This is a genomic window from Chloroflexota bacterium, assembly GCA_026706485.1.
GTDB lineage: Bacteria > Chloroflexota > UBA11872 > UBA11872 > UBA11872 > JAJECS01.
The window spans coordinates 14,527-38,374 of sequence record JAPOYR010000002.1 but is presented as its reverse complement, the minus strand read 5'-3'; the positions used below and the strand labels follow the sequence as shown (position 1 = coordinate 38,374).

At 60.9% G+C, this 23,848-nt stretch carries 21 protein-coding genes; 10 read left to right on the top strand and 11 right to left on the bottom strand.

The features are described 5' to 3' along the window. Nucleotides 1-335 precede the first annotated feature (335 nt). From OXG79_00510 to OXG79_00495, 4 genes are read right to left on the bottom strand one after another with little or no spacing between them, the layout of a single operon-like run. Entirely contained in the window at nucleotides 336-548 is a 213-nt protein-coding gene (locus OXG79_00510; GenBank protein ID MCY3782253.1) for a KTSC domain-containing protein, read from the bottom strand. Then, complete coding sequence (locus OXG79_00505; GenBank protein ID MCY3782252.1) at nucleotides 541-2,406, bottom strand: ATP-binding protein; 1,866 nt, start codon at nucleotides 2,404-2,406, stop codon at nucleotides 541-543. The genes OXG79_00510 and OXG79_00505 overlap by 8 nt, the downstream gene beginning before the upstream one ends. Next, nucleotides 2,393-3,076: an SIR2 family protein gene (locus tag OXG79_00500; protein MCY3782251.1), complete on the bottom strand. Its 684-nt coding sequence runs from the start codon at nucleotides 3,074-3,076 to the stop codon at nucleotides 2,393-2,395. Before OXG79_00500 ends, OXG79_00505 begins: the two co-directional genes overlap by 14 nt. After that, the gene (locus OXG79_00495; GenBank protein ID MCY3782250.1) at nucleotides 3,060-3,653 is read right to left on the bottom strand and encodes an SIR2 family protein; all 594 of its coding nucleotides are present in this window, start codon (nucleotides 3,651-3,653) and stop codon (nucleotides 3,060-3,062) included. Before OXG79_00495 ends, OXG79_00500 begins: the two co-directional genes overlap by 17 nt. Nucleotides 3,654-6,216: 2,563 nt before the next feature. Here OXG79_00495 and OXG79_00490 point away from each other — a divergent pair. The 4 genes from OXG79_00490 (at nucleotide 6,217) to OXG79_00475 (ending at nucleotide 7,820) form a co-directional block, all read left to right on the top strand. Beyond that, the gene (locus OXG79_00490) at nucleotides 6,217-6,552 is read left to right on the top strand and encodes a hypothetical protein (protein ID MCY3782249.1); all 336 of its coding nucleotides are present in this window, start codon (nucleotides 6,217-6,219) and stop codon (nucleotides 6,550-6,552) included. 250 nt (nucleotides 6,553-6,802) lie between these two features. After that, a complete protein-coding gene (locus OXG79_00485; GenBank protein MCY3782248.1) occupies nucleotides 6,803-7,135 on the top strand; it encodes a transposase in 333 nt (110 codons plus the stop codon). Continuing rightward, the gene (locus OXG79_00480; GenBank protein MCY3782247.1) at nucleotides 7,105-7,281 is read left to right on the top strand and encodes a hypothetical protein; all 177 of its coding nucleotides are present in this window, start codon (nucleotides 7,105-7,107) and stop codon (nucleotides 7,279-7,281) included. The genes OXG79_00485 and OXG79_00480 overlap by 31 nt, the downstream gene beginning before the upstream one ends. A gap of 83 nt (nucleotides 7,282-7,364) precedes the next feature. Beyond that, nucleotides 7,365-7,820: a hypothetical protein gene (locus OXG79_00475; GenBank protein MCY3782246.1), complete on the top strand. Its 456-nt coding sequence runs from the start codon at nucleotides 7,365-7,367 to the stop codon at nucleotides 7,818-7,820. Nucleotides 7,821-7,961: 141 nt separating this feature from the next. Here the strand turns inward: OXG79_00475 and OXG79_00470 are convergent, their stop codons facing one another. From OXG79_00470 to OXG79_00455, 4 genes are all read right to left on the bottom strand, one after another. Next, on the bottom strand, nucleotides 7,962-8,318 hold the full coding sequence (locus OXG79_00470) for a cytochrome c (protein ID MCY3782245.1): 357 nt from the start codon (nucleotides 8,316-8,318) through the stop codon (nucleotides 7,962-7,964). A gap of 1,014 nt (nucleotides 8,319-9,332) precedes the next feature. Next, nucleotides 9,333-9,950: a redoxin domain-containing protein gene (locus tag OXG79_00465; protein ID MCY3782244.1), complete on the bottom strand. Its 618-nt coding sequence runs from the start codon at nucleotides 9,948-9,950 to the stop codon at nucleotides 9,333-9,335. Continuing rightward, a complete protein-coding gene (locus OXG79_00460) occupies nucleotides 9,943-10,536 on the bottom strand; it encodes a hypothetical protein (GenBank protein MCY3782243.1) in 594 nt (197 codons plus the stop codon). The genes OXG79_00465 and OXG79_00460 overlap by 8 nt, the downstream gene beginning before the upstream one ends. A gap of 175 nt (nucleotides 10,537-10,711) precedes the next feature. Continuing rightward, on the bottom strand, nucleotides 10,712-10,897 hold the full coding sequence (locus OXG79_00455; protein MCY3782242.1) for a hypothetical protein: 186 nt from the start codon (nucleotides 10,895-10,897) through the stop codon (nucleotides 10,712-10,714). A 53-nt stretch (nucleotides 10,898-10,950) separates the two neighbouring features. On the opposite strand from OXG79_00455, the gene OXG79_00450 reads away from it, so the two are divergent. The 5 genes from OXG79_00450 to OXG79_00430 all read left to right on the top strand — a co-directional run bounded on the left by OXG79_00450 (nucleotide 10,951) and on the right by OXG79_00430 (nucleotide 16,653). Continuing rightward, nucleotides 10,951-12,114: a Fic family protein gene (locus OXG79_00450; GenBank protein MCY3782241.1), complete on the top strand. Its 1,164-nt coding sequence runs from the start codon at nucleotides 10,951-10,953 to the stop codon at nucleotides 12,112-12,114. Between the two features lie 1,002 nt (nucleotides 12,115-13,116). Then, on the top strand, nucleotides 13,117-13,572 hold the full coding sequence (locus OXG79_00445; protein ID MCY3782240.1) for a hypothetical protein: 456 nt from the start codon (nucleotides 13,117-13,119) through the stop codon (nucleotides 13,570-13,572). Between the two features lie 435 nt (nucleotides 13,573-14,007). Next, nucleotides 14,008-14,607 (top strand): hypothetical protein, encoded by a 600-nt coding sequence (locus tag OXG79_00440; GenBank protein ID MCY3782239.1) that lies wholly within the window; start codon nucleotides 14,008-14,010, stop codon nucleotides 14,605-14,607. Nucleotides 14,608-14,881: 274 nt separating this feature from the next. Further along, a complete protein-coding gene (locus OXG79_00435; protein ID MCY3782238.1) occupies nucleotides 14,882-15,043 on the top strand; it encodes a hypothetical protein in 162 nt (53 codons plus the stop codon). A gap of 122 nt (nucleotides 15,044-15,165) precedes the next feature. Continuing rightward, the gene (locus OXG79_00430) at nucleotides 15,166-16,653 is read left to right on the top strand and encodes a serine/threonine-protein kinase (GenBank protein ID MCY3782237.1); all 1,488 of its coding nucleotides are present in this window, start codon (nucleotides 15,166-15,168) and stop codon (nucleotides 16,651-16,653) included. Nucleotides 16,654-17,020: 367 nt separating this feature from the next. On the opposite strand, the gene OXG79_00425 is transcribed toward OXG79_00430, so the two are convergent. From OXG79_00425 to OXG79_00415, 3 genes are all read right to left on the bottom strand, one after another. Then, nucleotides 17,021-18,808: an ABC transporter ATP-binding protein gene (locus OXG79_00425; GenBank protein MCY3782236.1), complete on the bottom strand. Its 1,788-nt coding sequence runs from the start codon at nucleotides 18,806-18,808 to the stop codon at nucleotides 17,021-17,023. Beyond that, nucleotides 18,801-20,606, bottom strand: a complete 1,806-nt coding sequence (locus tag OXG79_00420; GenBank protein MCY3782235.1) for an ABC transporter ATP-binding protein — start codon at nucleotides 20,604-20,606, stop codon at nucleotides 18,801-18,803. Before OXG79_00420 ends, OXG79_00425 begins: the two co-directional genes overlap by 8 nt. 468 nt (nucleotides 20,607-21,074) lie before the next feature. Continuing rightward, the gene (locus OXG79_00415) at nucleotides 21,075-21,581 is read right to left on the bottom strand and encodes a hypothetical protein (GenBank protein ID MCY3782234.1); all 507 of its coding nucleotides are present in this window, start codon (nucleotides 21,579-21,581) and stop codon (nucleotides 21,075-21,077) included. A 1,299-nt stretch (nucleotides 21,582-22,880) separates the two neighbouring features. Between OXG79_00415 and OXG79_00410 the strand changes: the two genes are divergently transcribed. After that, on the top strand, nucleotides 22,881-23,846 hold the full coding sequence (locus OXG79_00410) for a CBASS oligonucleotide cyclase (GenBank protein MCY3782233.1): 966 nt from the start codon (nucleotides 22,881-22,883) through the stop codon (nucleotides 23,844-23,846). The last annotated feature ends 2 nt before the right edge of the window (nucleotides 23,847-23,848 follow it).

The window sequence follows — 23,848 nt, the reverse complement described above, 5'->3', positions numbered from 1 at the left end:
GTCTAATGGTCGACCTATGTGATTGATCTCAGAGAGCGGCTACAAGCTCCAGAGGCTACCAGTCTGGCTACTGAAGTCCATCGATTGGTGTGCCCGTTCCGACTCACAATCAGCGGAATTCGGTCTACCCTCGCCCTGGCCGCCAGGTGGACAACTGTGGTCCTTGCCGGCGGGTCGCTCTGGGGACGTGCCGACAACGTACCTGCCGTGCCTTGGCAGTATCGCTTGGCCGGTGGTGCGCTGTAGGTTCAGCACGCGACTAAGTGGGAGGCGAACCGACCCGCCGGTCACCGGCCTAGGAATTGGCACCTAAAGAACCAACAGCAAGTGTTCGGTCAACCGACCCGGGAATACGCATATTGGTTTCTGATGTACTGGTGGACAAAACGTCCCTTCGATGGGGCTCGCATAATCTCGTCATACATTTGTTCCGGTACACCGAAATACTGATAGATCGATCCGCTGTTGAATTCAATCTCAAGGGTTTCGCTATCGCGATCATACCCTATCGAGCGAACGTTCGATGACGCTACCAGTGATCTATTCATAATCCCCCCCTATCTCGACGTCGGATTCGTCGTCTACCTCAACGCGGGTTATATCCAATTGATGCGGAACTGCGAGTGGGCTCTGGGAGCGCCACGAAGTGACAACTCGCTCATAGCTTTCGTCTCGCCGTGAGAGCTGCCATTTTAGACTCACTTCTGGATCCTCGCTACGGGGCCTATGCTCCTTCGGCGGTAGCGTCACCCGGCACCGCATCGGCAGCTTAGCTGCCTCGCCGGTAACTACAGCCTCCCCTGTGCGAAGGATGGGCAACACGTCAAGTAGTCCAACAAGGCCGTCGGGGAGGGTGCCTTGGACCCGAGCTCGATCGGTCGGATTGGAGAGACGCAGGGCAAAGTAGGTTCCGCACTGCGAGAGAATAGTCTCATTGACTTCTGACGGTCGTTGACTCACTACCATAGCTCCTACACCGTACTTTCGGCCTTCTTTTGCGATTCGCTGCACCAATGCTGTCGCAGTAGCATCGGAACCACCTGAGTCATCTGAAAGGTAACGGTGTGCTTCTTCCATGACAATCAAGAGCGGTCGCTCAATTCCACCTTCTGTTTTCTCACGGCTCCAAAACAACGCTTCGTATACAATTTTTAGAATTGATCCGACAAGGCGCTCTAGGACTGAACTAGGTATGCCAGAAAGATCCAGTATTGTAATTGGCCGTGGACCGCCGAGCCATCCTGCCAAGAGTGCATCGAGGTCCCTGGATGGCTCGCCGTCAAGGTTAGGTTCCCATGGCCCTGGTCGGAGCATAAAGTCATATCGTCGATCGAGAAGGCGGGATCGTAGTAAGTTTAATGGACGCAATATACCAATTGCGCGCTGATTTAAGAATGGTCCAACAGTTCCCAAGCCATGTGGTTTGTAAACTGGCGGTGAAAGTGTATCCGGGTCTCCGTATTCCTGAAGTGTCGGCTCGTCGCGGTTCTGTCCTTCAAATGTCGTAAGTTCAAAGTCTATGAGATCATACCAGAGCTTCTTGAGGCTGAAACGTAGTGGAGAATCCACGGTGATGGAAGTCGGATCAATACCAGGGAATTGCATGTCGGTATGAGATTTGAGTTTTAGTTCAAATATCTTGTCAGTAAATGCCGTCTCGCGAGGGCCTTCCAGGCCGCCGGCCAGAAAACCCAAAAGGTCGTTCGCTTCGAGTGCCCAATAGGGGATATACAAGCGCTCCTCTCCGTACTGAGGCTCGACGCTATACACTTGGGCAACATCGGCTAGTGGCTCTGAGTATTCGCCGTGGATATCAAGCATGAGTACACGGGCACTCGGATAGTGAGGATCGGGGTCCGTGCCCGACGTAACGGCCCGCAGCAAGCTGGCAATTGTGGTGGACTTTCCAGATCCGGTCGATCCAAGTACGGCTGAGTGGCGCGTGACGAGCTCGTTTAAGGAAACCTTGGCCGAAATGCTCTCTGCGCTGGACAGGGTTCCTATGGTTATGTGACCTTGGCCGTCTATTTCATAGATCTTGCGGAGGTGCTCCTCAATTGCAATGTGGACGGGATCGCCAATATTTGGATATTGACTTACGCCGCGCTCGAACATTCCGCCGGTAGTTTCGCCGACCAGCTCGATTCTCATCCAGCGTCCAGTTTCATCTACTGCCTGCACGTGATCAGGTACGGCAGCGGCTCCAACTTCGGATACCACACCGAAGAGATCCTGATAGCCCTGCGGAATGCGCACAAAGCTGCCGACTTGGGCTACGCGGTAAGTGTGGCCTTTGATGATTGAGGTACCGGAAGCGACTGAGGGCGCCAGCTGTACGTTAATGGCAGCTCCAGAAACAGAGGCCACTTCGCCAAGAAAGGTAGGGTCGTTGCTAAGCTTCGGCATCTGGCCGGGAGTCAACGACGTTTAGCGACGCCTCGGTGGTAGGAGGACTCCCCGATTCGGTTGACGTGACTTGCTGAGCTCTGGTCAACGCAAGGAATCTACAAAACTCGGCGAAGTCTCCAAGAACGAACTCTCCAAGGGTATCGTCAGTATGTGGGCGCCAAAAGGTGGATCGTATATCTTCCCAGTATTCACTTGGTGCCTCACCGCAACGCCAGGAGCCTGGTATTCCACTGATCACAGCTCCGTCCCGCGCATAGACGCTCATGTTCGGCCTAGTAGACGCTAGCTGTCTTGCTTCCGATTCGCTTTCCAATGGACCATATTGAATGGCCAGGATTGCTGCGTGCGAATTAGCGGCTAGGGCTTCGTCCAATATTGCGCAGATGTGGGAATCGCGAAATGAAAACCCCGAACATAGCAGGAGTGTATCCGGTGTCATGAGGAATTTTCGCAGCCGCTCAAAAAGAGCGGAATATGGAAGGCGAGTTACACGCTCATACTTCAAGTGGTCTGGATATATCAACTCCGTGGCTTCTCGACCACCGGATCGTACAACTATACCTTTGGATATTGCCCATCCGAGTGACCCGTGGAGCGTCCACAATCGTGACCATCTTGGTGGCAAATCGTCAGATGACACGCTTGCGGCATCAAAAAAAGGGAACATGTGCGCCTACGAATCCGTCGAAATAGGGAATCCGAGACCGCTCAAGCGCCTCTTCAATGAGGAGATCGTAATTTGCTGTAAATATCTCTATAGAATGTTCCCGCTGAGTGCCGGATATCCAAGAAACCAACTCTGAGTAAGGGTTGGGTGACTCGGGAAGGATCGCGGAGACCACCTTTCCGATCCCTTGGCAGATCCGGTCGGCCAACTGGCTGTACTCGTGGCCTGTCAATCCACGGACGCTTTCGGTACCAATAGCCTGAGCGAGCCTACGGATCTGGGTTAGAATTGTTTCGATATTGATTATTTCTCCAGTTTTTCGAATCTCTTCCTTGATACTCTCAATAGCATGTTGGTCGTCTTGTGACAGGCGGGATATGACGATGTCTGTGAGACCTTCAACATCCGGTATGAGGGGATTACCTTCGTCTACAACCTGATTGGCGTCGTCCACGAGAAGAGCTGTAGGTGCACCCGCGCCGATGAGGAGGCCAATGCGCTTACGGCCTTGAGCGAGAATCTGACGCAGATCGCCCATAAAGCGATCGGGATTGTGGACGGTTGCGTGCATCAGCATAGGAAAGTCTACTTAAGTGTCTGTGGTCTCGGAGGCCGAGAGTTCTTGGAATGCTGGTCTCGCCGTGCACGCGGAAGGGTGGGCGGCAATAGGAAGGTGGCAGGATTCGGAACGCAATGATCTCGCGGTGGCGGTGTTGTCGAGAGGTCCATGAGTCTTCCGGGAGCGGCCTGCACACTTCCATCTGGGAGTGCGTATGGATGGTTGATTGCTGTGCAGGTCACGATGCGTTGCGCTGATAATTTTGGTGATCGCTTGATCGGCTTCTCGACCACTTCGTGAATGCGCAATACATGCGTCTTGGTAGATTTCGGCCGGAGTCGTCGGGTTGCCAATTCGTGGTACAGCGGGTGTGCTCGCAAAGATCGTGAGTCAGCTGAGTCGGCTCCGAGTGTTGGATGGGCTCGATGAGGTCTGCCCGAGTTGGCGGTCTTGAACGGGAACTAGCCTGTGGCCGTCAACAATATTGTAGCCGGGAGTCAAGCTAGGTTCTGCAGCCTATCTCCTGCAACGCTGCTGTTCAGGAAGCGGGAGCAGGGACGAGGAGAGGAGTGCGGGGATTGGGTCCAAGAGTACGCGGATGGTCGGACGCCTACACAAGCGGGCTGTTTACGTGCGTTCAGCTTGCTGGTGGCGGTGCAAGGATGGCGACTCGTCTGCAGTTGCAGGTGACATGACGCTCCCCATCCACCGGGAGCCAGCGCGATGACTGCCATTGGGGAACAGGTTCGGGGAGTGACATTTCGATGAGTGAATGAAGTGCTCAGTGATCGGACACATGGGTGAGCGAAGTGTCGGAAGGAACCCCGAGACCCCGGCAGTCCGCCGGGAACGGCCGAGGTGAGCGGTACTCAGCTTGGCTGTCAGCGGAGCCAAGTTGCCAACGCTCGGTGCCCGGCGACAGATGCTGATGCTGGCGCTGACTTTGAGTCGGCGAACGCTGACAGTCGAAGGCAGATGTTCTGGGTTCAGATAGATCCATTCGCTGAGGACTAGGGTGGTCCAATGCTCCCGGGTCGCAGGGAGAATCCGCTTGAGGGTCTGAGTAAAGGCCCGCAATGCACCTCTCAATCTCGGGGACGCCGTCCGGCGCTTACGGAATCCTGCATTCTCACCGCCAGCTTTGCGTCGGCATCCTGATGCCACAGTGCTCGTTCACCGGAGTCGGCGGATGCCGGAGACTGCTGCGATACCAATCCCACGACGACCGCATGCCCACCATGCGGCACGCCGCGGCCGGCGATCGTTTGCGACGTACTATCGGTGGGACGACGACGCTCTGCGCCATCGCGCGGACGGCTATCGCTTGCTGGATTCAGCCCTGATAGGCCTTCCCGGAGTAAGACGCCTGGCACGCCAGCGTTTTGGACGGAGGGCCTTCGCCGATGTGCATGCGGCGCGAGCGCTTCTCCAGCAGGCCACCGAGCGAGCCTCGGTGGTGCTGACGCCACGACAGGTCCTGGCACTGAAGCTCTATTGCGAGGGGGAGCCAATGGTTGCCATTGCGGCGCGTCTGGGCCTGCGTAGTCGCCAGCATCTGTGGGCCGCTTATCGGCGACCTGCGGTTGAGGCCGTGACTCGGGAGTTCCTGGCACTGGCGCAGGCGGACTTTCCCTCGAATTAACGTAGAATTTCCGTGCCATTGCTCCAAGAAAGGGGCAACGGCCTGTAGATCGGCCTCGATGCCGTAACAGGTTTGGCGTCGCTCAAACGCGGCAGATTTTCCCGCGGTTCTTCTAAGCCAATGGTCGGGGGCTTGCGCACTCAAGTCGGTGCCAGTGACCCGGAGTGGCGAACATCCGAGACGCGCAAGTTGGGTCTCGGACTGAGGAAGCGGCCCGTATCCCGTGTGGTGCGTCTCACATAAGGGAGCCAATGGCCTTTTCCTCGCCTCGACCCGACCTAGGCCAGACTCGGACCAGACATGGAGCGGACACCCGCTGGCGCGATCGACCTTAGGATCCCCACCCGGAGACCCGGTCCCGGCGCGGCGGCTTGCCCGCAGACATTTGGATGCCCACGACAGCCAATGTCGCCGTGCGAGACGTAGTGCTATCGAGTTTTGCAGGCTTGCAGGCGTTGTCCCGAGGCCCGTGTAGCCTTGTGGACAACCGAAGAGTGGCAGTCACCCAGGTCATAGAGCCGGTTAACTCCCGCTACCCGTGGCAGCGAGCCAGCTCATCGCCCAATCGGTCAGCTTGCGGCTGTTAGGCAATGCAGCGCAGCTGGTCGGCAATTCGTGAGTGTGAATGTGGCAGGATGCCCGCTTCGCTCAATTTCACTCGGGCGAGGTGATCAGCATCGAGACGTGGTTATCTCTAGCGGCATCGTGGTCGCCCGGCTCCTGCAACTCTTGGTGGGGACGTCGGGCACGCTGCGCACACGTGATACGCCCTGAGGAGGGCGTAGGGGGTGGCGGCCTCGGCAGGTACCGCCGCGCCCTGCTTGATCGAGCCCTGGTGCGCCTCATCACACGCCGCTGGTACCCGTCCGGCCAAGCCACGAGATTGCCACGTGCGCCGACGCATGGGTGTGGTCTTCCATCGGCCGCTGCGCAGACTGCTTGAGCGTCCGGGGGCTATGGACTCCGCCAGGTGGCTACTACCCGGGGCTGCTGACTGTCGTGACGCCTGCCGCCGCGCAGAAGGAGCACATGGTGGCTGCCGAAGCGTCCCCCGACAACGACGTCGACCGAAAGCCGCCAACCAACATTGAGGACGTGGGCGCTCCCCGCAAGCTGGGGCGCGCCATCTTGGCTTATCGCGCTCTTGTGATTCTGGCGGTGGCGGCCCCCCACCGCGTAACCGCCGACGACTTCACGGACACGCTGGCCGGCATCAGCACCGCCGCCCGCGTGCTCGCTGAGCCAATTCCCGAGGCGCGTCTGCCGACCTTGTAGCGTGGCGGCGAGAGCCGGACGCTCGACTGGACGATCCAAGCGTACGGCCGTCCCGCCTCGCCCACCCACGCGGCCGACTTGGCCGTCGCGGCCAACAATCTCATGGCAACCATCGGCTGCGGTGCCAGTGGGCATGAGTTGTCGGAAGAACAACTGGCCGAACACCCAGGAAAGCTCTGATTTAGTCCCCGGTCGCGGCCCGACGGCAGGACCTATGTTCAGGGGTGACCGCTAGCCGGTGCGGGCCTCGATGCATCCCCATCGCTCATTTGCCGACGTGGAGTGTGACGGACAGCCGCGCCAGACTCGGCGCGAACGCTTTCTCCAGCGCATGGACGCGCGGCTGCCGTGGGCACGGCTCGAAGCGCGCATCCGCCCGGTCTACCCCACCGGCGAGAGCGGGCGGCCGCAGTATCCGCTGGCCCTGCTGCTGCGGATTCGCTGCGTTCAGTTGTTCTACAACCTCAGCGACGCGGCGATGGAAGACACGCTGTACGACAGCGTGGCGGAGCAGCGGTTTGTGGGGTTGACGGCGCGGGGCGCCGCTGCCGCATGCGTGCACAGCGTGATTCGCATCGAGTAAAGCTCCCCTCGCCGGCGGCGCTCACCGAACGGCTGGACCCGCTGCTCGAGGTGCTGGCGGACCACTTTGGCCCGCAGCGATGGTGGACCGATACCGACCCGTTCGAGGTGATCGCCGGCGCGCTGCTGGTGCAGAACACTGCATGAGCGGGGGCGGCGAAGGCGATCGAGAACCCTCAAGCCGCCGGCGCGCTGTCGGTCTACGGCGTGCTGGGCTTGGACGAGCTGCGGTGCCAAGAGCTGGTACGTCCGAGCGGCCCTTTCGGCAGAAGACCGCCAAGCTGAAGGCCTTCGCCGGGCACGTGCATGATGCCCACGACGGCGACCTCGACCACATGTTGCGCGCCCCCATGGAACCGCTGCGGCGCGAGCTGCTCGGCATCTGGGGCGTTGGGCCGGAGACGGCCGACGCCATCCTGCTCCACGCCGCGCGAAATCCGAGCTTCGTGGTGGACGCCTACACGCAGCGCGCGTTGGAGCGGCTGGGCGTCATTCCCGGCAGCGTCCTACGGGCGGCGCTGCGAGCGCTGCTCTTGGAGGCGCTGCCGCGGGATCCGTGGCAGCTTGCCGAGGCGCACGGGCTGTTCGTGCGGCTGGGCAAGGCGCATTGCGGCTCGACGCCGGATTGCGCCACCTGCCCGCTGCTGCTGGGTCGCCAGTACGGAAGCGGCGGGAGCGTGCGGTAGGCGACGGACTGACGTCACCACTCGTGGCGGAGTTTGCACAGGCCAATTCGAGCTCCAGGGAGGATGCAAGGCAATTCGTCGCCAGGCCAACACTAATGGCCGCTGGCTTGAGTCGCAGACGACGCTCGCAGCAAGACTTGCCTAGCAACTGCCCTCGGCCGCGCCGAACATCTCTACGCGCACCTCACAGACTTGCGGCGTCCACCAAGTCTTGAGGTAGCTGAGGACGTCTCGAATCTCCTCGTCGGATAGTACGCCTCGCCAGGCCGGCATGCTCAGGCGAACTTCACCGTCACCCCCGGTCCCATCCTCACGCGGCCCCAGACCCTCGAGGATTATCCACTCCAACACGCTGTCCGCGTGGAGCCATGTGTGGCCGCTGGGACCGTGGTAGGGCGCCTGGGCATGCTTGCCCACGCCATGCCGGTCGCCATGACATTCTTGACAGTGCTTGGCATAGAGCATCGCACCGTGCGCGGTGTCTCCGTCAACGGGCACCGACGCTGAGCAGCCGCTGACCGTGAGCCCAATCCAGACCAGGAACAGAATCGCCGCGCGACCGCCGCCTATTGCACACTGTCGTGTTGCAGCCCCCCAAGCACGCCGCGCCGGAGCTGCGGAGACGACAATACCTACGGCTACTCCTACTCCCGACCGAGCACTCTCAACAACCGTGGGCGCAGACGATCAATCGCCGCGAGAGCGAATTCATGCGTTTGCCTGACGACCTCGTCTGTGGATCCCGTCGCGAGGTTTGGAAGTTGCACGGACATTCGCACGCCGTCATCGTATTGATCGCTGGGATTCCACAACTCGATCTCCAGGTGGCCCTGGTAGGCGGCGTCATCAGCACCCATTCGGGGCGGCGGCCCAAGTGAGCCGCCGCTTGTGCGTCGGAAGGTGCTTGTCGCCTCCCAACCGCTCGGGTATCGCTTCGTGACTGTCTCGACCGAGCCACTCGCAGCAGAATCTTCAGCCATGTGTCCCCCTTACCTTTCTAGTATGAGCTCACAAGCATACTGTGAGCAGGGATTGCAGCTGCCCCTAGCACTGAATGCATGCGCCGACGTTGCCGATGCAGTTATTGCAGCAGAGAAGTAGCGCGATAGCACGTCCACAACTTCCAGTTCCTTGCTCCCACTTGTAACACACACAAATCATCCGGCAGTAGCAGCTTGTGTCCGGGCTGATCGTGTGCACAATGGATGCGCAGGGATGGCACGGCCCGTTAGCAGCAGTGCAGTTTGAGGCAGCAAACACCGGGGGAGCACCGACGCCCATCCGAGTCAATACGGCAGCTACACCAGCCGTAGCTCCAATACCAACGGTGCCAAGAAACCCCCTCCGCGAGAAGCGCCGAGCGAGTCCGACATACAACCCGGTCACTCCACCTTCGCTCATTCAAACCTCCTTAGTCCTTCACAGAGAAGATGCCTACCCCACCATGCCATCAATGGGATGCCTCCTCTCTTCGGGGTTTCGACCTGACGCCTCCTCCTTTCAAGCTTCGTGCTAAGCTTCTATTGACTTAGAATCCCAAATCGCCGGGCGAAGTAGGTCCTTTGGATCATTCTGAAGGATTTCGCGAATCTGGCTACCACTTACAACCGGATATGTTCGCCGCACGAGTCGTGCGCTATCAACGACTATCACAAATGGCGTGGTGGTGATCCCCCATGCTTTCGACGTCTTGCCTGCCACATCAAACAATACTCTAATACCTTCATGGATACTATATGACTCTGTGATCGCCGATACATCTTGTGGATTCGATCGAACAACAACGACTGGCATCCATTTGTCGCTCCAGCGTTCGGTCTCACCATTGCTAAGCGCGGCAAGTGCGTCCGCACATGTTGGGCAGCCCTGATCGACCAGCAAAAGCACCAGGTTGGAGTCGCCAAGTTGCTCTATTCCTACGACAGATCCGCTTGAATCTGCTAGCTCCGCTTGAGGCAGCGGTTCGTCTGGACGAAGCCGAAAACCGCTACGACTGAACTGGAGTACAGGATCCACGGCCTCGAACATCACTCCCAAATGTCGTAGCGTCGCGACCATCAGAATCCCCAGAATTATCACGAAAACCCACAAAACTATGTATGAGATCAAGAGCGGCAGATTGTCAGCCATTTGTTCCTGCCTGGTGCATCTTCAAAAAAGCCGTGTATTTGTTGCTGTGCGAGTGCAGAAGAACGTATCCATCGATCCATATTGGAAGAAGAACAAATAATGCCAGCGATGCGAGCGTAACGGGCGTCGCGTTAAGCGAAAGCATGAATTGGAATACGTCGGATTGTGATGAAGTTCCATATGCGACGCATGGAAGGAGAGCCAAGGTGACGAGAGCCGCGTTGCGACCGACAGAGTGCCAGCCAATCGTATTTGACTGCATAATCCCAAAGCATCCACAGGAGACGCGGTTACCCCGGAATACGTTGATCACGATTGCGGCCGTGAAGAAGGCCAAGAGGCCTATCGAGACGCTCGAAGTAATCGGCCACAAACCGGGGATCAACCAGGCGAGGCCAAGAGCTATTTCCAGTCCCGGTATCACACGGGAGGCGGCATTCCGTGCGGCCGCAGGGCCAAGATTGTGTGCGTCTACCGCCTCACGGAATTCGTCGTAGTTGCGCCACTTGCCGGCGCCAGCGGCCAAGAACACTGCCGAAAGCGCCAACTGAGCCCCTTCGGCAAGGCCAAGCAGCGCAACGTCCATCTGACGGATTCAACCTCGTGTTCGGACGTTGATTCTAGACCGAAGCATATACGCTGTCAAACAATTCGGGCCAGAAATATTGCGTGGTTGCCGGAAGCGCGTGAACTTAGTGGTGCGTTCGCAGCCGCTCGCCCGAGGTACCGGCCGTGCGCGCATCTCGGGGGAGTCGAACGAGCTAGAGCACCGGCAACGGCTCCGGCTTGGCGGAGGTGAGCGGGCTCAGTTGGGCGGTCATGCGCTTCGCGGCGTCGAAATACGCCGACCTGAGTGCGTCGTCGGCGCCCGCTGCGGCGGGCGGTCGGCCCTGGTCGCCGCCCATTCGAATGCCTGGGTCCAGTGGGATCTCGCGTAACAGCGGCACCCCCGCCGTCTCCGCAGCGCTCCGGCGGCCGCGCGGCCCCGAAAGCACCTGCCATGAGCTTCGTCCCGCGCTCTTCGATCACGAATCGGATCGCGGCTGCGCTGACCGACATCGAACGGGCCCGCGGCTTCCTCGACGCCACCACGCTCTCAGATGCGTGGATTCACGCCATGCAGTCCACGGCTTCCTTACTGGAAGCCCACCACGCGACGCACATCGAAGTGACGCAACTCACGATCGACGAGGCGGCCGAGCTCCTTGCCGGAGCCTCGGTTCCCAGTGCCGATCCCGATGACGCGCGCGAATTGCTCAACTACCGCGATGCCTTCGAATTCGTCAGCCGGAATCTGAACGATGGCGGGCCAATCACGGAGAGCCTCGTCCGTGAGATTCACCATCGCCTCGTGGCGGGGCGTCCGTGGTGGCGCTGCCGCGCCCGGCGAGTAGCGAACCATTCAGAACTACACCATCGACTCAGCCACGGGCGATGTGATCTACGTCCCGCCCCGCCGGCCGATGACGTGCCGGAGCTCATGCGCGATCTCATCCGGTGCACGAACCACCCGCACGACGTGCATCCGGTGATCGCCAGCGCCATCGCGCAGTTTCAGTTGGTGCACATTCATCCGTTCCTTGACGGCAACGGTCGCACGTCGCGGCTGCTGTCGATGCTGTGTCTCTACCGGGCCGGCTACGACTTCAAGCGGCTCTTTGCGATCAGCGAATACCACGACCAGGACCGGGTCGCGTTTTACAACGCCATCCAGAGCGTACGGCAGATGCAGATGGACATGACGCGGTGGATCGAGTTCTTTACGCACGGGTTGGCCACGCAACGCGCCGAGGTGAAACAGCGCGGCGAAGTCGCCATGCGGCAGGATGTGCTGGCCCGCCGTCACGCCCTGACCGGGCGGCAAGTGGTTGCGCTAGGCGCAGTGCTTGCGCATGGCTGGCTCACGATTGCCGAGTTTCAAGACCGAGTTCCGGGAGCTCCGCGACGCACCCTGCAACGGGATCTACGGGCGCTGGTCGAGAAGGGTGCGCTTAAACGTTGCGGGCGGACCAACCGCCTGGAGTACGTGCTGGCAGGCGGCGCGGTCCGAGCTTGCGTCAAGACTTGCGCCACAGCTCGCGCCAAACTTGCGCCACCACTTGTGCCACCGGCGGGTATCCCTGACGCATCACCGCGGCTGGCACGCCTACGTCGGGCGCTCTGACAGCCCCGGAATCAAGCGGCCGATCCTCTTGCCGGTCGAACCCCGTCGCTGCGTAGATCTGCTCTCGGGGTCGGCTCGGCTGGCGCCGCCCGCACCTCCGACGTGGCCCGCTCTCAGCCGTACTAGCACGAGGACACACCGCGCGAGCTTCTCGACGTGTGGGGGAGCCCTATGGCCGCGACCGCGGGGCGTATATGACTCCATGACCGGCGGATCGGCATCGTGCCGGCTGGCCCTGTATCACGCCTCCAACCGCGTCGCAGCCGTACCGACCATCGGCAGCGTCCACGTGTCGGTTTGCGGTGCCGTCGGTCATCCGCGGAATGCCAATTGCGGAAGCCTGGGTAGCCGCAACGACCGAAGCTGCATGCTGGGGGTACCGCATATCCCGCGCAGCGAGCAATCGACGCGGGCCTGCGGCACTGACTAGTGCGACCGGACGCCGGGAGGTCGTCCGCGTCGCGAGAATGAGGACGACGACGCCCCGGGAGGTCGTGCCCGTCGTCGGTGTAAAGATGCCCGAGCGGTGGGAAGTCGCTCGGGACTTCAGACTTCGTTGGCGGCGGATCGAGCCGCCGGCCAGAGTGCCGCCGTATGGTGTTCGCGGCCCGCCAGCGCTAGGACGCGGCGGGCCTTGACGGTCCGCGGACGGGCGGAAGGAGGAGCGTCGTGGTGCCAGGATGTGAGTGTTAGCTGCCATAGGCAGTCCAACGTGTGCCTCAGCGTGGCACCCGCCCGGTGCCTGCACTTGGTGCGGGACTTGTCCGTCTCCAATTGCCACACGCCAATCCGCATTCAAAATGGGCGGACGCTGGCTGTCGCCGTACTCGGGACTGGATGGTTAAGTCTCGACTTTGGAGCGGCATCGAGGTCCGAAGACTGCACTCAGCAAGGGGACACCCGGCGACGTCTGCCTCCCCGACCTTATGGAATCCTGCATACCCATCAGGACTCTGCGTCTGCATCCTAGAGCCGTACTACTCGTTCGATCGGAGCCTGCAGATGACCGGGGCTGCCCACATGCCAATTCTTGGGCGTGGACTTGCGCACCGCCGAACGCTGCGGCGCGGCCGGCGGTCGTTTGCCGCCTATTACCGGTGGGTCGACGACGCGTTGCGTCACCGTGCGGACGGCTATCGGTTGCTCGACTCTGCTCTCGTCGGACTGCCGGGCGTGCAACGCCTGGCACGCCAGCGCTTTCGACGAAGCGCCTTTGCCGACATTCATGCGGCCCGTACGCTCCTTCAGCAGGCAACCGAGCGGGCATCGGCGATCCTGACGCCGCGGCAAGTGCTGGCTTTGCAGCTCTATTGCGAGGGCCAACCGATGGCCGCCATTGCGGCGCGCCTGGGACTTCGGAGCCGCCAGCATCTATGGGCCGCCTATCGGCGACCCGCGGTTGAGGCCGTGACTCGCGAGTTTCTGGCACTTGCACAGGCGGAATTTCCCTCGAAATAACGTAGAATTTCCGTGCCATTGCTCCAAGAAGGGGGCAACGGCCTGTAGATCGGCCTCGAGGCCGTATCAGGTTTGGCGTCGCGCAAACGCGGCAGTTTTTCCCGCGGTTCTTCTAAGATCGAGGTCGAATTCGCGTTGATCGACTTAGCGAGCGCGGGCATCGCCGTCGAGCGGATCGTCTAGCGTGATCATTCGTGGGTGGTTTGCCAAGTCCGGGTCAGCGCATTCAATGAGTCGGCAAGCCAAGACTAGCGCCGAAGGCAGAGATCTGACGGACGCAGACGATGGCAAGGACAAGGTGCTCGGGTTCGAGGTCAATGACGAAGAGTTTGGATGGGGGCCCGACCGCCCCGTCGAGCTCTCGCCGTCGGCACCCGAACGGTGACTCAAGGATATGCCACCATAGCCTGTATGCGATCAAGATTCGGAGGACAATTGTTCGACTCGCCTGACCCGAAGTGGCCCAGTCCGGATGACGAACTGTTCAAGGAAGACGAGGACTGGTGGAATACTGCCATCGTCGGACAATCCGGCGGGGTAAGTCTAATAGCTGACGGCTTTCTCCAGGCTGGTGATCTGCTTGTCGAACATGTGGCTTCTACCCAGATGGACCAAGATTCCCTCGTGTATCCAATCATGTTTTCCTATAGGCATTACCTCGAATTGAAGCTCAAGACGGTGATTGTAGATGCGCGCTCTCTGCTCGGGCACTGTGGTGCATATCCAACGGGACATAACTTGTGGAAGTTGTGGCGCGAGTGTAGGCCAATGCTTGACGAGATCTTTCCTGAGTCAAACGAGCCACACGATGTCGTTGAAGCGAACATTAAGGCGTTTATGAAGGTAGATCCAACATCGACGGCCTATCGATATGACGTTGGTAAAGACGGTAAGCCGATCGAAACACAAAAGGACAGGGTTCCGCTGGCAAACGTCGCGCATGTTATGGAGGGGCTGGGAAATCTCTTTAGTGGAACAATTGACGCAATCGATGCATATCGCGACGCACAGCCGTCCATGGACGATTATGTCTAGCGGTTCATTCTGGATTCTGGTACCGGAGCACGGCGGGGCTGGCGCCTAGTCTTTCGCCCCTTGGGTCGGTCGGCGGTCGACAGCCTCATCCATGAGCTGTCGCGCCTTCCGATGAGATTGGGACGGTGGTGGCAGAGTTGGCTGAATTGCCGGCAGCCTTCGACAAGAGGCGAAGCACGGGGAGGCCAGCCTGCGGGAGACCGTAATCACACTTGGCCGTCTGCGGCACGCATGGCAGCAGTGCGTGGTGGACGACACTGCGGTGAATCGTCGCTTGGCTACCGCGACCATGGTCTTCCAGCACGAGGCCACCGCGCGGCTACGAGCCGTTTTCGGCGAGCTTCTCCAGACGTCCGACACGTCGTTGGACGGGGACCTGGGCGTGGTGCAGCCTGGCCTTTTCGACATCACGACCCGGGATTGTCGGAAGCCCTGACCCCGGGAATCCCTTGGGTGGATCGGCCTCATTCGCGGTTTCGGATCAGAATTGGACTACCATCGTCTTAGCGAAAGCTCCGCAGAATCCGGACATTCGAAAGCGTGCAGCCGCTGAACGTCATGCCCAACCACATCGGGGGCGAAATCTGCCTTGGCCGAAAGTGGTGTATCGAGCACGAAATCGGTTCAGGTGGCTTTGCGCGCGTTCACCTCGCTCGGTCAGAATCCGGTGAGACCGCAGTGATTAAGCTCATTCCGAAGGCCCCAGGTGCCGACCGAGAGATCCTGTTTGAGGACTTGGACGGGGTTCCAAACATCGTGCCTGTCATCGACCGGGGCGAGTGGAACGACTTTTGGGTCCTCCTCATGCCGAAGGCCGAAAAGTCGCTGAGAGAGTATCTTTGCGAAAACGTCGAACAACTCTCGGCTGATGAGTCGGTGCGAGTGCTCTCTGATGTCACTCAAGCCCTAGCAGCAATCGAAGCACGAGTTGTACATCGGGACATCAAGCCCGACAACATTCTCCTGTTTAATGGACAGTGGTGCCTGGCAGACTTTGGAATCTCCAGATATGCCGAGGCCACCACGGCACCAGACACGCATAAGTATGCGATGACTCCCCGCTACGCGGCTCCTGAGCAGTGGCGAGGAGAGCGAGCCAGCAGTGCCACAGACGTGTATTCCCTGGGAATTGTCGCCTACGAGTTGCTTGCCGGACAGGTGCCATTTGTAGGCCCGGAGGTGCATGACTACCGGCGTCAGCACCTCGAAGAGACTCCAGAGTCAATCTCAGGTATTCCTCTGAAGATGCAATCCTTGATAGATGAGTGCATTTACAAAGGTCCCGAAGCAAGACCGCGGCCTCGCAACCTATTGGCGAGACTGGGCGAGAGTTTACGGGAAGCTTCGGAGGGAGCAGGTAGCCTACAAAGGGCGAACGCAATTGCCGTTAGTCGGCAGGCCGAAGAAGATCGGCAAGAATCTGTAGCTCGATCAGAAGCCATGCGACGCCTTGAACTGTGTAGGGCAGCAGATCGGTCGTTGGCGCGTGTAATCGGTCTGTTGCACGCACAGATCATGTTGAATGCACCCGCGTCCGAGCATTCAGGACCGATTCCAGGATGGTCATGGTCTTTGAATGAAGCGAAATTGAGTGTAGAACCCTCTCGGATGGCGGAGGAATGCCCTGACGGTGATACCCATGGCTCACCGTTTGAAATCGTGGCTTACTCGAGCATAACGCTCCAGATTCAACCAGATTCGCATGGCTTCGAAGGGCGATCTCATTCGCTTTGGTACTGTGACGCCCAAGAAGCCGGAGTGTTCCGGTGGTACGAAACTGCGTTCATGATCAGTGCGTTCATTGCTAAACGAGGCCGTATTGACCCCTTTGCACTAGGTCCCGGGCGCGAAGCGTATATCGCGCTTGCGCCAATCACAGCGGAATTCCAGGTTGCCCGGCCGTTTGAGGCGATTGACCAGGGAGATGAGATCTACTTTGTTGAGCGTTGGCTTGGTTGGTTTGGCCAGGCTGCACAAGATCTCCTCCACCGTCCAATCCACCTGCCAGAAAGTGACCCCAGTGGCACTTGGAGACGGGCGAGCTAGTGTTCTTCCAGTCAGGGTAGGAGCGAAGCGTGGCTTTCGAGTGGAGGGCACGCCCGGCGAATCCGAGTGGACGGTCAAGTCTTGGCCGGGGTGAGGCCGCGAAGACGAGTCCCACAGCAGGGGATGTCTCGGCATGGTCGGAGATAGAGGAAGAGTCTCCAACCCTGAAGGCTGGATGATCGCCGCGCCTATTGGGTGCCGTCTGGTCTAGTCCTGAAACGTGTGCCTCCCACCGAAGAGTTTGCGAGTCCGTGCGTCTTAGCCCACCACACTTGATAACATCGAGAACTCTCGCTTGAGATTCGCTCTGGATCTGTCGTCCGAGCTTGATCACTTTGGGGGTATGGTCTCAAAGACGTCATCGTCCTTAGCGATAGGCCCTCTCCTGCAGCCCATAGAGTTCCGCGTAGAGCCCGCCACGAGCCATCAGCGCGTCATGGTTGCCGACCTCGATCACCCGGCCGCTGTCCAACACGACGATTGAGTCGGCCATGCGAACGGTGGAAAAGCGATGCGAGACCAGAATCGTGATCGTCCCAACCTCAGAAGCCGTCGCCTTCACCGCGGACGCATACCGGGCGAACAGCGCATATTCCGTCTCCGCGTCCAGACTGGCCGTCGGCTCGTCCAGGATCAGCAATACGGGCCGCTCCCGCATCAGCGCCCTGGCCAGAGCCAGCTTCTGCCATTGACCTTCGGAGAGTTCAACCCCACACTTCCATTCCCGTCCCAACTGCGTCTCCAGGCCAGAAGGCAGACCCGCTGAGACATCTTCGGCGCCGGCCCGGGAAACCGCCCGTTCCACGGCCGATAGGTCTTCGACAGCCTGCAGGTCCCCAACGCCGACGGTCTCCCGGGCGACGAACTGGAAGCGAGCGAAGTCCTGGAAAGCCGCCGTTACTCCCGCTCGCCAGTCTTCAAGGTCGTGCTGATCGAGCCCCGTCCCATCAATGACGATGCGCCCCTGCGACGGGTCGTAGAACCGACACAGGAGCTTGACCAGCGTCGTCTTCCCGGCACCGTTTTCCCCGATGATCGCCACCGTGCTGCCAGCCGGCAGGTGCAGGGAAACATCAGAGAGCACCTCATTGCCGGTTCCCGGATATGTGAAGGACACGTCCTTGAGGTCTATGCCGGCCGTAAGCCGTCGCGGCGAAGGCGTGTGACCGGTATCGGTCCTGGCGGCATCCGACGAGTAGTCGGACAGCCACAGAAGCCGCTCGACAGCCTTGAGGGTGCCCAATATCCACGCGAACAGGCCCGCGCCGCCCGCGACGTACCCGTGAACCTGGCCGGCCAGACTCAGCGTCATCAGGACGTCACCGGCAGTTGCCCGACCCTCGACGGCCAGCCACGTGGCAAGCGCAACCGCCGCCGCGTAGCCGACCGAGAGCACCACCCAGCCCGCGGTCTTGAGCGCCACCTCGTGGATAGCCGCCCTGGTCCGCGCCCGATCGATCCCGCCCCAGATGGCTCGATGCCGCCGCAGGAACTCATCCCCAAGACCGAAGACCAGCAGCTCTCTCGCGGGCCCGGCGGAGGTCGCGGTCTCCACGAGGTGGTTCGCCGTTCGCAACGGCTCTGCCGTTTCCGCCATCGCCGATTGGCGGAGCCGCTCGGCCTTTCGTCCAGTCTCCAGGAGAACGAGCCCAAAGACGGGCAAGAGCACCAGGGAGAAGTGGACCGTGATCAGCAAGACGAGGGTCGCGCCGAAGCGCACTACCAGCTGCAGCCCCGAAATCGTCGCGTAGAAGGAGTCGCCGAGCCTGCCTCGCTCTTCGCGCAGCAGGGCGAGCGTGTCCCGATAGTCGGGGCGTTCGTGATGCTCCAGGCCGGGAACGCCAAGGCTGAGCCGGGCCAGACGTTCCTCGAGCGCGAGACCGGTTCGCTCTCGCAGAACCGTCTGGCCGTTGGCTCCCAGCCAACCCGCGAAGATCCCGATCGTGACCGCGCACGCTCCGCCCGCGGCCGCCACGAGCGCCATGGTCGCGTCACGGTCGACGGCGGCGTCCGCCAGCAGTTTCAGCCACAGCGGCAACGTCGCGACGCAGAGCCCGTTCGCCAGCTCCATCAGCGCGACCAGCAAAGCCCGCCGGGGGTCGGCGCGCGCGGCCAACGTCACGACGAGCCATATCGAGCGCAGGGGCTTACCCATCCGGGTCCACACCTTCAGCCGCCTGTTCCCTGAACCGCTCGGCCTGGATCGAGTACATGCGCGCATAGTGGCCGCCAAGATCCATCAGCTCGTCATGGGTACCGCGCTCCACGACACGGCCGCCGTCGAGCACACAGATGGCATCGGCCCTTCGCACCGTCGAGAAGCGATGCGAGATCAGGATCGTCGTCACGCCCCTCGTGAGCTCCAGGAATCGATCGAAGAATTCGACCTCCGCCCTCACGTCGAGGTGCGCCGTGGGCTCGTCGAGGACCAGCACGCGGCTGCCTGCCTCCAGGGCACCGAGCGCCCGAGCGATGGCCACGCGCTGCCACTCTCCCCCCGATATGTCCGAGCCGTTGCGGTACTGCCGCGACAGCACCGTGTCCCACCCGTGTGGGAGCCCCGCAATCAGGTCGTCGGCTCCAGCCCGCTGCGCCGACCGCTCCAGCAGTGCACGGTCCCAGCGCCGTTCGACCGCACCGAGACCCACGTTGTCGGCGGCGGTAAGCTCGTAGCGCACGAAGTCTTGAAATATGACGGCGATCTCGCGCCGCCAGGCGACGAGATCGAGGTCACGCAGGTCCGATTCACCCAGCGCGATTTGGCCGTCCGTCGGCTCGTAGAGTCGGCACAGCAGCTTGATGAGGGTCGTCTTGCCCGCACCGTTGGTCCCAACGATCGCCAGCGACCGACCGACGGGGATTCTGAGATCGAGATGACGCAAGACCTCGACGTCGGTTCCCGGATAGCCGAACGACACGTTTGCGAAGCGAATATCTGTGCCGGCCGCCGACCTTGGATTCCTAGTGCCGGAGGTCAGCCGATGCGACCGCGCCTCCCGTTCGAACTCCTCAACGGCGGGCACTGTGAGGGACCCCTCGTCAAGCCACCGCTCCTGCTGGGGAAAGCTGAAGAGGATGCCGGCCATGCCGAGCACGGACTGGCCCACGATGGCGAGGGCCGTCAAGCTCAGGTCGCCGTTCGCGGCCGCACGCCCGGCGATGACCAGGGTGGCGAGTACGGAGAGGAAGACAATCGCGACGACCCACGGAGCGGCCGCCTGGGTGCCCGCACGCCGGGCGGCCCAGAGTCGTTCCATGCCTTCGAACCAGTGGCCGCGAAACCGGTCGACGATCCAGTCGCCGAGTCCGAAGACTCTCGTCTCTTTGGCCACGCCGGGTGCGAGGGCCAAGTCGGCGTAGTAGTCCGACCGCCACAGATCGGCCGTCGTGTCCGCGACCGCCGCCACTACGCCTGCCGATGGGCGGCGCACGAGGACCCTCGCCGCCAGCAGGACTCCAGTCAGTCCCGCGGCAAGCCACCAGTGGAAGTAGATCGCGGTCATGGCGACCACGCCGACCAGCTCCAGGCGCGTGGTGGCAACGTAGACGAGCCCGTGCAAGGCCATCGCCGGCGTGTGCTGTCCAAGCGCGGCACCCCGTGCCCGTGCGATGAGATCGCGAAGCCTCGGATCCTCGAGATGCCCGATCCCCGTCGGCGGATGGAGGCCGACCGAGGCGGCGATGATCCTGGTCCGCAGGTGTCCTTCAAGCTGCCTGCCGAGGGTGTCGGCCACCGTGGACCGCAGCGGCTCGACCACCTGCCCAACCACAAAGAGAACCACGACCACCGCGAGGGCGGTCAGCAGGCGAGTTCCCGCGGCGGAGCCGAGCCCTCCGCCGATGGCGTCTGGCACCGCGCCGACGAGCACCCCCGTCGCGAGAATGAACCCGAGGCTTTGGAGTACGCCCACCACGATGAGTGCGCCAAGCAACGTCGTGAGAGGCCCGCTCACCGCGGGGAGCCGACGGGCTAGGAGCCAGCGTGCATCCTGGCCTGGGCGAAAGGACAAGGGCCTACGCCATGCCATCTGCCTAGCTTAGGTGCTGCAACTCGCGGCCGAAGGAGTCGGGACTCTGATCACGATCGGCCCGTTTGCACCGATACTCAGCCCGCACCTGGCGTGGGAAAGAGATAGGTGCTGGCTTGAGGGAACATGGCGACACTGCCGGCGCCGCCGGGACCCGCTGTCCCCGGTAAGCGCTCCGCCGCACTGTCAAAGTGACGCCGCGGTTGGCATGGCGAGTCGTGTGCGCCACTTGAACCTACGCACTTGCGCTGGCGGTGCTTGGGCGTGGTGGTCGTTCCGGTGCGAAGCGCGCGGAAGACGGGGGATCACTCCACTGGATTGGTCGTCCGTGTGTGCGGCCAATGCTCCGTAACGAGCTCGCAGGGCGTAGATTCGCAGGCATTCGCCATCGCCCTACATCTTGGCTTCGGTGATCACCGCTATCAGCCTGCCCCGCAACGGCCGATCAGCTGAGAGAAGCTCGTACAGTCTCTCCTCAATGGCGTCCTTGTCAGGAATCTTCCAGTCTGGATAGCCAAACACCCTCTGGTGAACGTAGGCTCTCAGCCCGACCTCGTCATAGCTCTGTTTGGCTGCCAATAGTTCCATTAGCAGTGCACGACGGTGGGCGTACGCGTGTGACCTACCAGCGAGCTTGTGGCCGATCTCGATCTGTTCGTGGTATGCGACCAGATCCGCATTCGACGGGTGGGATCTGACATAGCTCTCTGGCAGGTAGATGTCTCCGTCGTGATCGTAGATCGCAATCTCTCCGCCAAGTGGCCATGGGTCGCAGATCGAATACGTGACCTTGACGTCGGCGATTACCACCGTCCGGGTTTCCCAGACGGCATCTTTGACCTCGCGCAACAGTCGATCCACCCATTCGCCCTCGTGCGGCAGCCGAATCCGGTTGGCCATGTCTTTCCCCCGACCGTGCGCTACGAGGCGTAGTCGTTGACGAAGCAGGTCGTCTTCTCTGCCCAAGACTATTAAGACGCCTAACGATGGGTCAAGTACTCCTCAGTTACCAAACGCCACGGCGCTCTTCAGGTTTCTGGACTCTTCAGGTCAGTGACTCTAGATGGACGCATGTCGTCACTTTCGAGGCGATGGCCGGTGACTCTTGGCTACGCGTACCAAGAGTGGCTGCCTCGGGCGTCTCGAACGATCAAGGGGGAATTGGCGGCTTACGGAATCCTGTCTTCCGGGCGGGGCGAAGTTCCGGCACCCTTGGGGCATTCCGACAGAGCACACCTAGGCTGCGAGAGCCTCAGGCCGCTACCGTGCCGTTCGTCGGGAAGAAAAGTCCTCACCGTGCACCGCGTCGCAGTTGCCGGCCGATTGCGGCGTGCCACTGGTGGGTCGACGATGCCTTGCACCATCGCGCGGATGGCAATCGCCTGCTCGGCTCGGCCCTGCCTGGCCTTGCTGGAGTGAGGCGCCTGGCACGCCAGCGCTTTCGCCGATGGGCATGCATCGCGAGCCCTTCTCCAGCAGGCCACCGAGCGAGCCTCAGCGGTGCTGGAGCCACTGCAGGTCTGGCACTGAAGCTCTATTGCGAGGGCTCCAATGGTCGCCATTGCGGCACGTCTGCGCCTGCGTAGCCGCCCGCATCTGTGTGCCGTACATCGGCGACCCGTGGTTGAGGCCGTGACCTGCGAGTTCCTGGCGCCGGCGTAGGCGGAATTACCCTCGAAATAGCGTAGAATTTCCGTGCCATTGCTCCAAGAAGGGGGCAACGGCCTGTAAATCGGCCTCGAAGCCGTAACAGGTTTGGCCTCGCTCAGAAGCGGCGCGTGTCGGCGCGGTTCTTCTAATCGCTTGGCTTCCTAGTTCGAGTCTCGCTCGGCCCACCAAACTGGATAAAATCAAGAACCTTCACCCTGAGGTTCGCCCTGAGTCTGTAAGGGCAGGGCCGGCCCTCGTTGCATCAAGCTCCGCCCTCTGGGGCACTACCGGCGGGTGTATAGGCCATTGACTGATGAAATGCTATACTGCATACATGGCAGATATGGCAGACCTTCGGCATATTCTCCCGACTCTGCAGACGAACCGGGCACGGATAGACCCCACCCAGGAGCAGCTCGCCGAGCTGTTCGGCGTGTCGTCCACCACGGTGAACCGCTGGGAGGGCGGCGCGACCATGCCCCAGAAGGCTGCGGGCGGACACCCCGCACTGGCTGCCGAAGAGTCTGGTGACCGGTCAAGGTAAGGGCTATGGCGCGACAGCATGTTGATCATCTCGACATCGCGAGGTTCGCCCAGGACAGGGTGAACCTCCCGCGAGACAAGGCGAGTGAATTTCGGGCACAGGCTCGCCGCCTCCGGGAGAAGCTCGACGGATATCTGAGTGAGAATCCCGACTTCACTCTCAAGAAGATGCTGCTATCCGGCAGCCTTGCGAAGGGGACGGCGCTGCGCTCGCTGAATGATATCGACCTGGCCTGCTACATCAGCGGTGCTGACACACCCCAGGATGTGGCAGATCTCCTCGACTATCTGGCTGAGCGCCTCCGCAAGGCGTTCCCCAACTTCAGTCCAGACCAGGTAGAGCCCCAGACATACAGTGTCACGGTCTCTTTTCGCGGGACGGGACTCGACGTTGATGTGGTTCCGATCCTCTACGATGGGGATCCGCAGTGGTACGGGAGGCTTGTCAGCCAAGACGATGGTTCCTTCCTAGAGACCAGTATCCCGCTTCACCTTGAATTCATAGGCACGCGCAAGAAGGCGCAAGAGCAGTATTTTGCCCAGGTGGTACGCCTGGTGAAGTTCTGGGCAGATAGGGTAAAGACTGAGTTACCGGGCTTTCGATTCAAGTCCTTCATGATAGAGATGATCCTCTCCCATCTTTGCGACAAAGGGCTCGACTTTTCCGACTACCCTGAGGCCCTTCAGCACTTCTTCACGTACGTCGCCCGTACCGACATGCGGGAAAAGATCATATTCACCGACTATTACCGAGCATCGGCGGTTGGTCAGTTCTCCGATCCGGTGCAGATCATCGACCCGGTAAATGAGGAGAACAACGTTGCCGCTCTGTATACCGACGCGGAGGCTGACGCGATAGTAGACGCCGCCCTCGACGCGGGCGATGCTATCGACGCAGCCCTCGCTGCGCCGACAAAGCAGGAGACAGTCTACTACTGGCGGAAGGTCTTTGACCCTTCGTTTCAAGTGTGAGG

Excerpts from the sequence above, each read along its gene's own strand:
- OXG79_00465 (MCY3782244.1), bottom strand. The coding sequence starts at position 9,950 with ATGGCTGACAATCTGCCGCTCTTGATCTCATACATAGTTTTGTGGGTT.
- OXG79_00480 (MCY3782247.1), top strand. The coding sequence starts at position 7,105 with ATGCGTGCACAGCGTGATTCGCATCGAGTAAAGCTCCCCTCGCCGGCG.
- OXG79_00415 (MCY3782234.1), bottom strand. The coding sequence starts at position 21,581 with ATGGCCAACCGGATTCGGCTGCCGCACGAGGGCGAATGGGTGGATCGA.
- OXG79_00430 (MCY3782237.1), top strand. The coding sequence starts at position 15,166 with ATGCCCAACCACATCGGGGGCGAAATCTGCCTTGGCCGAAAGTGGTGT.
- OXG79_00500 (MCY3782251.1), bottom strand. The coding sequence starts at position 3,076 with ATGTTCCCTTTTTTTGATGCCGCAAGCGTGTCATCTGACGATTTGCCA.
- OXG79_00505 (MCY3782252.1), bottom strand. The coding sequence starts at position 2,406 with ATGCCGAAGCTTAGCAACGACCCTACCTTTCTTGGCGAAGTGGCCTCT.
- OXG79_00495 (MCY3782250.1), bottom strand. The coding sequence starts at position 3,653 with ATGCTGATGCACGCAACCGTCCACAATCCCGATCGCTTTATGGGCGAT.
- OXG79_00410 (MCY3782233.1), top strand. The coding sequence starts at position 22,881 with ATGGCGCGACAGCATGTTGATCATCTCGACATCGCGAGGTTCGCCCAG.
- OXG79_00450 (MCY3782241.1), top strand. The coding sequence starts at position 10,951 with ATGAGCTTCGTCCCGCGCTCTTCGATCACGAATCGGATCGCGGCTGCG.
- OXG79_00460 (MCY3782243.1), bottom strand. The coding sequence starts at position 10,536 with ATGGACGTTGCGCTGCTTGGCCTTGCCGAAGGGGCTCAGTTGGCGCTT.
- OXG79_00485 (MCY3782248.1), top strand. The coding sequence starts at position 6,803 with ATGCATCCCCATCGCTCATTTGCCGACGTGGAGTGTGACGGACAGCCG.
- OXG79_00425 (MCY3782236.1), bottom strand. The coding sequence starts at position 18,808 with ATGGGTAAGCCCCTGCGCTCGATATGGCTCGTCGTGACGTTGGCCGCG.
- OXG79_00510 (MCY3782253.1), bottom strand. The coding sequence starts at position 548 with ATGAATAGATCACTGGTAGCGTCATCGAACGTTCGCTCGATAGGGTAT.
- OXG79_00445 (MCY3782240.1), top strand. The coding sequence starts at position 13,117 with ATGACCGGGGCTGCCCACATGCCAATTCTTGGGCGTGGACTTGCGCAC.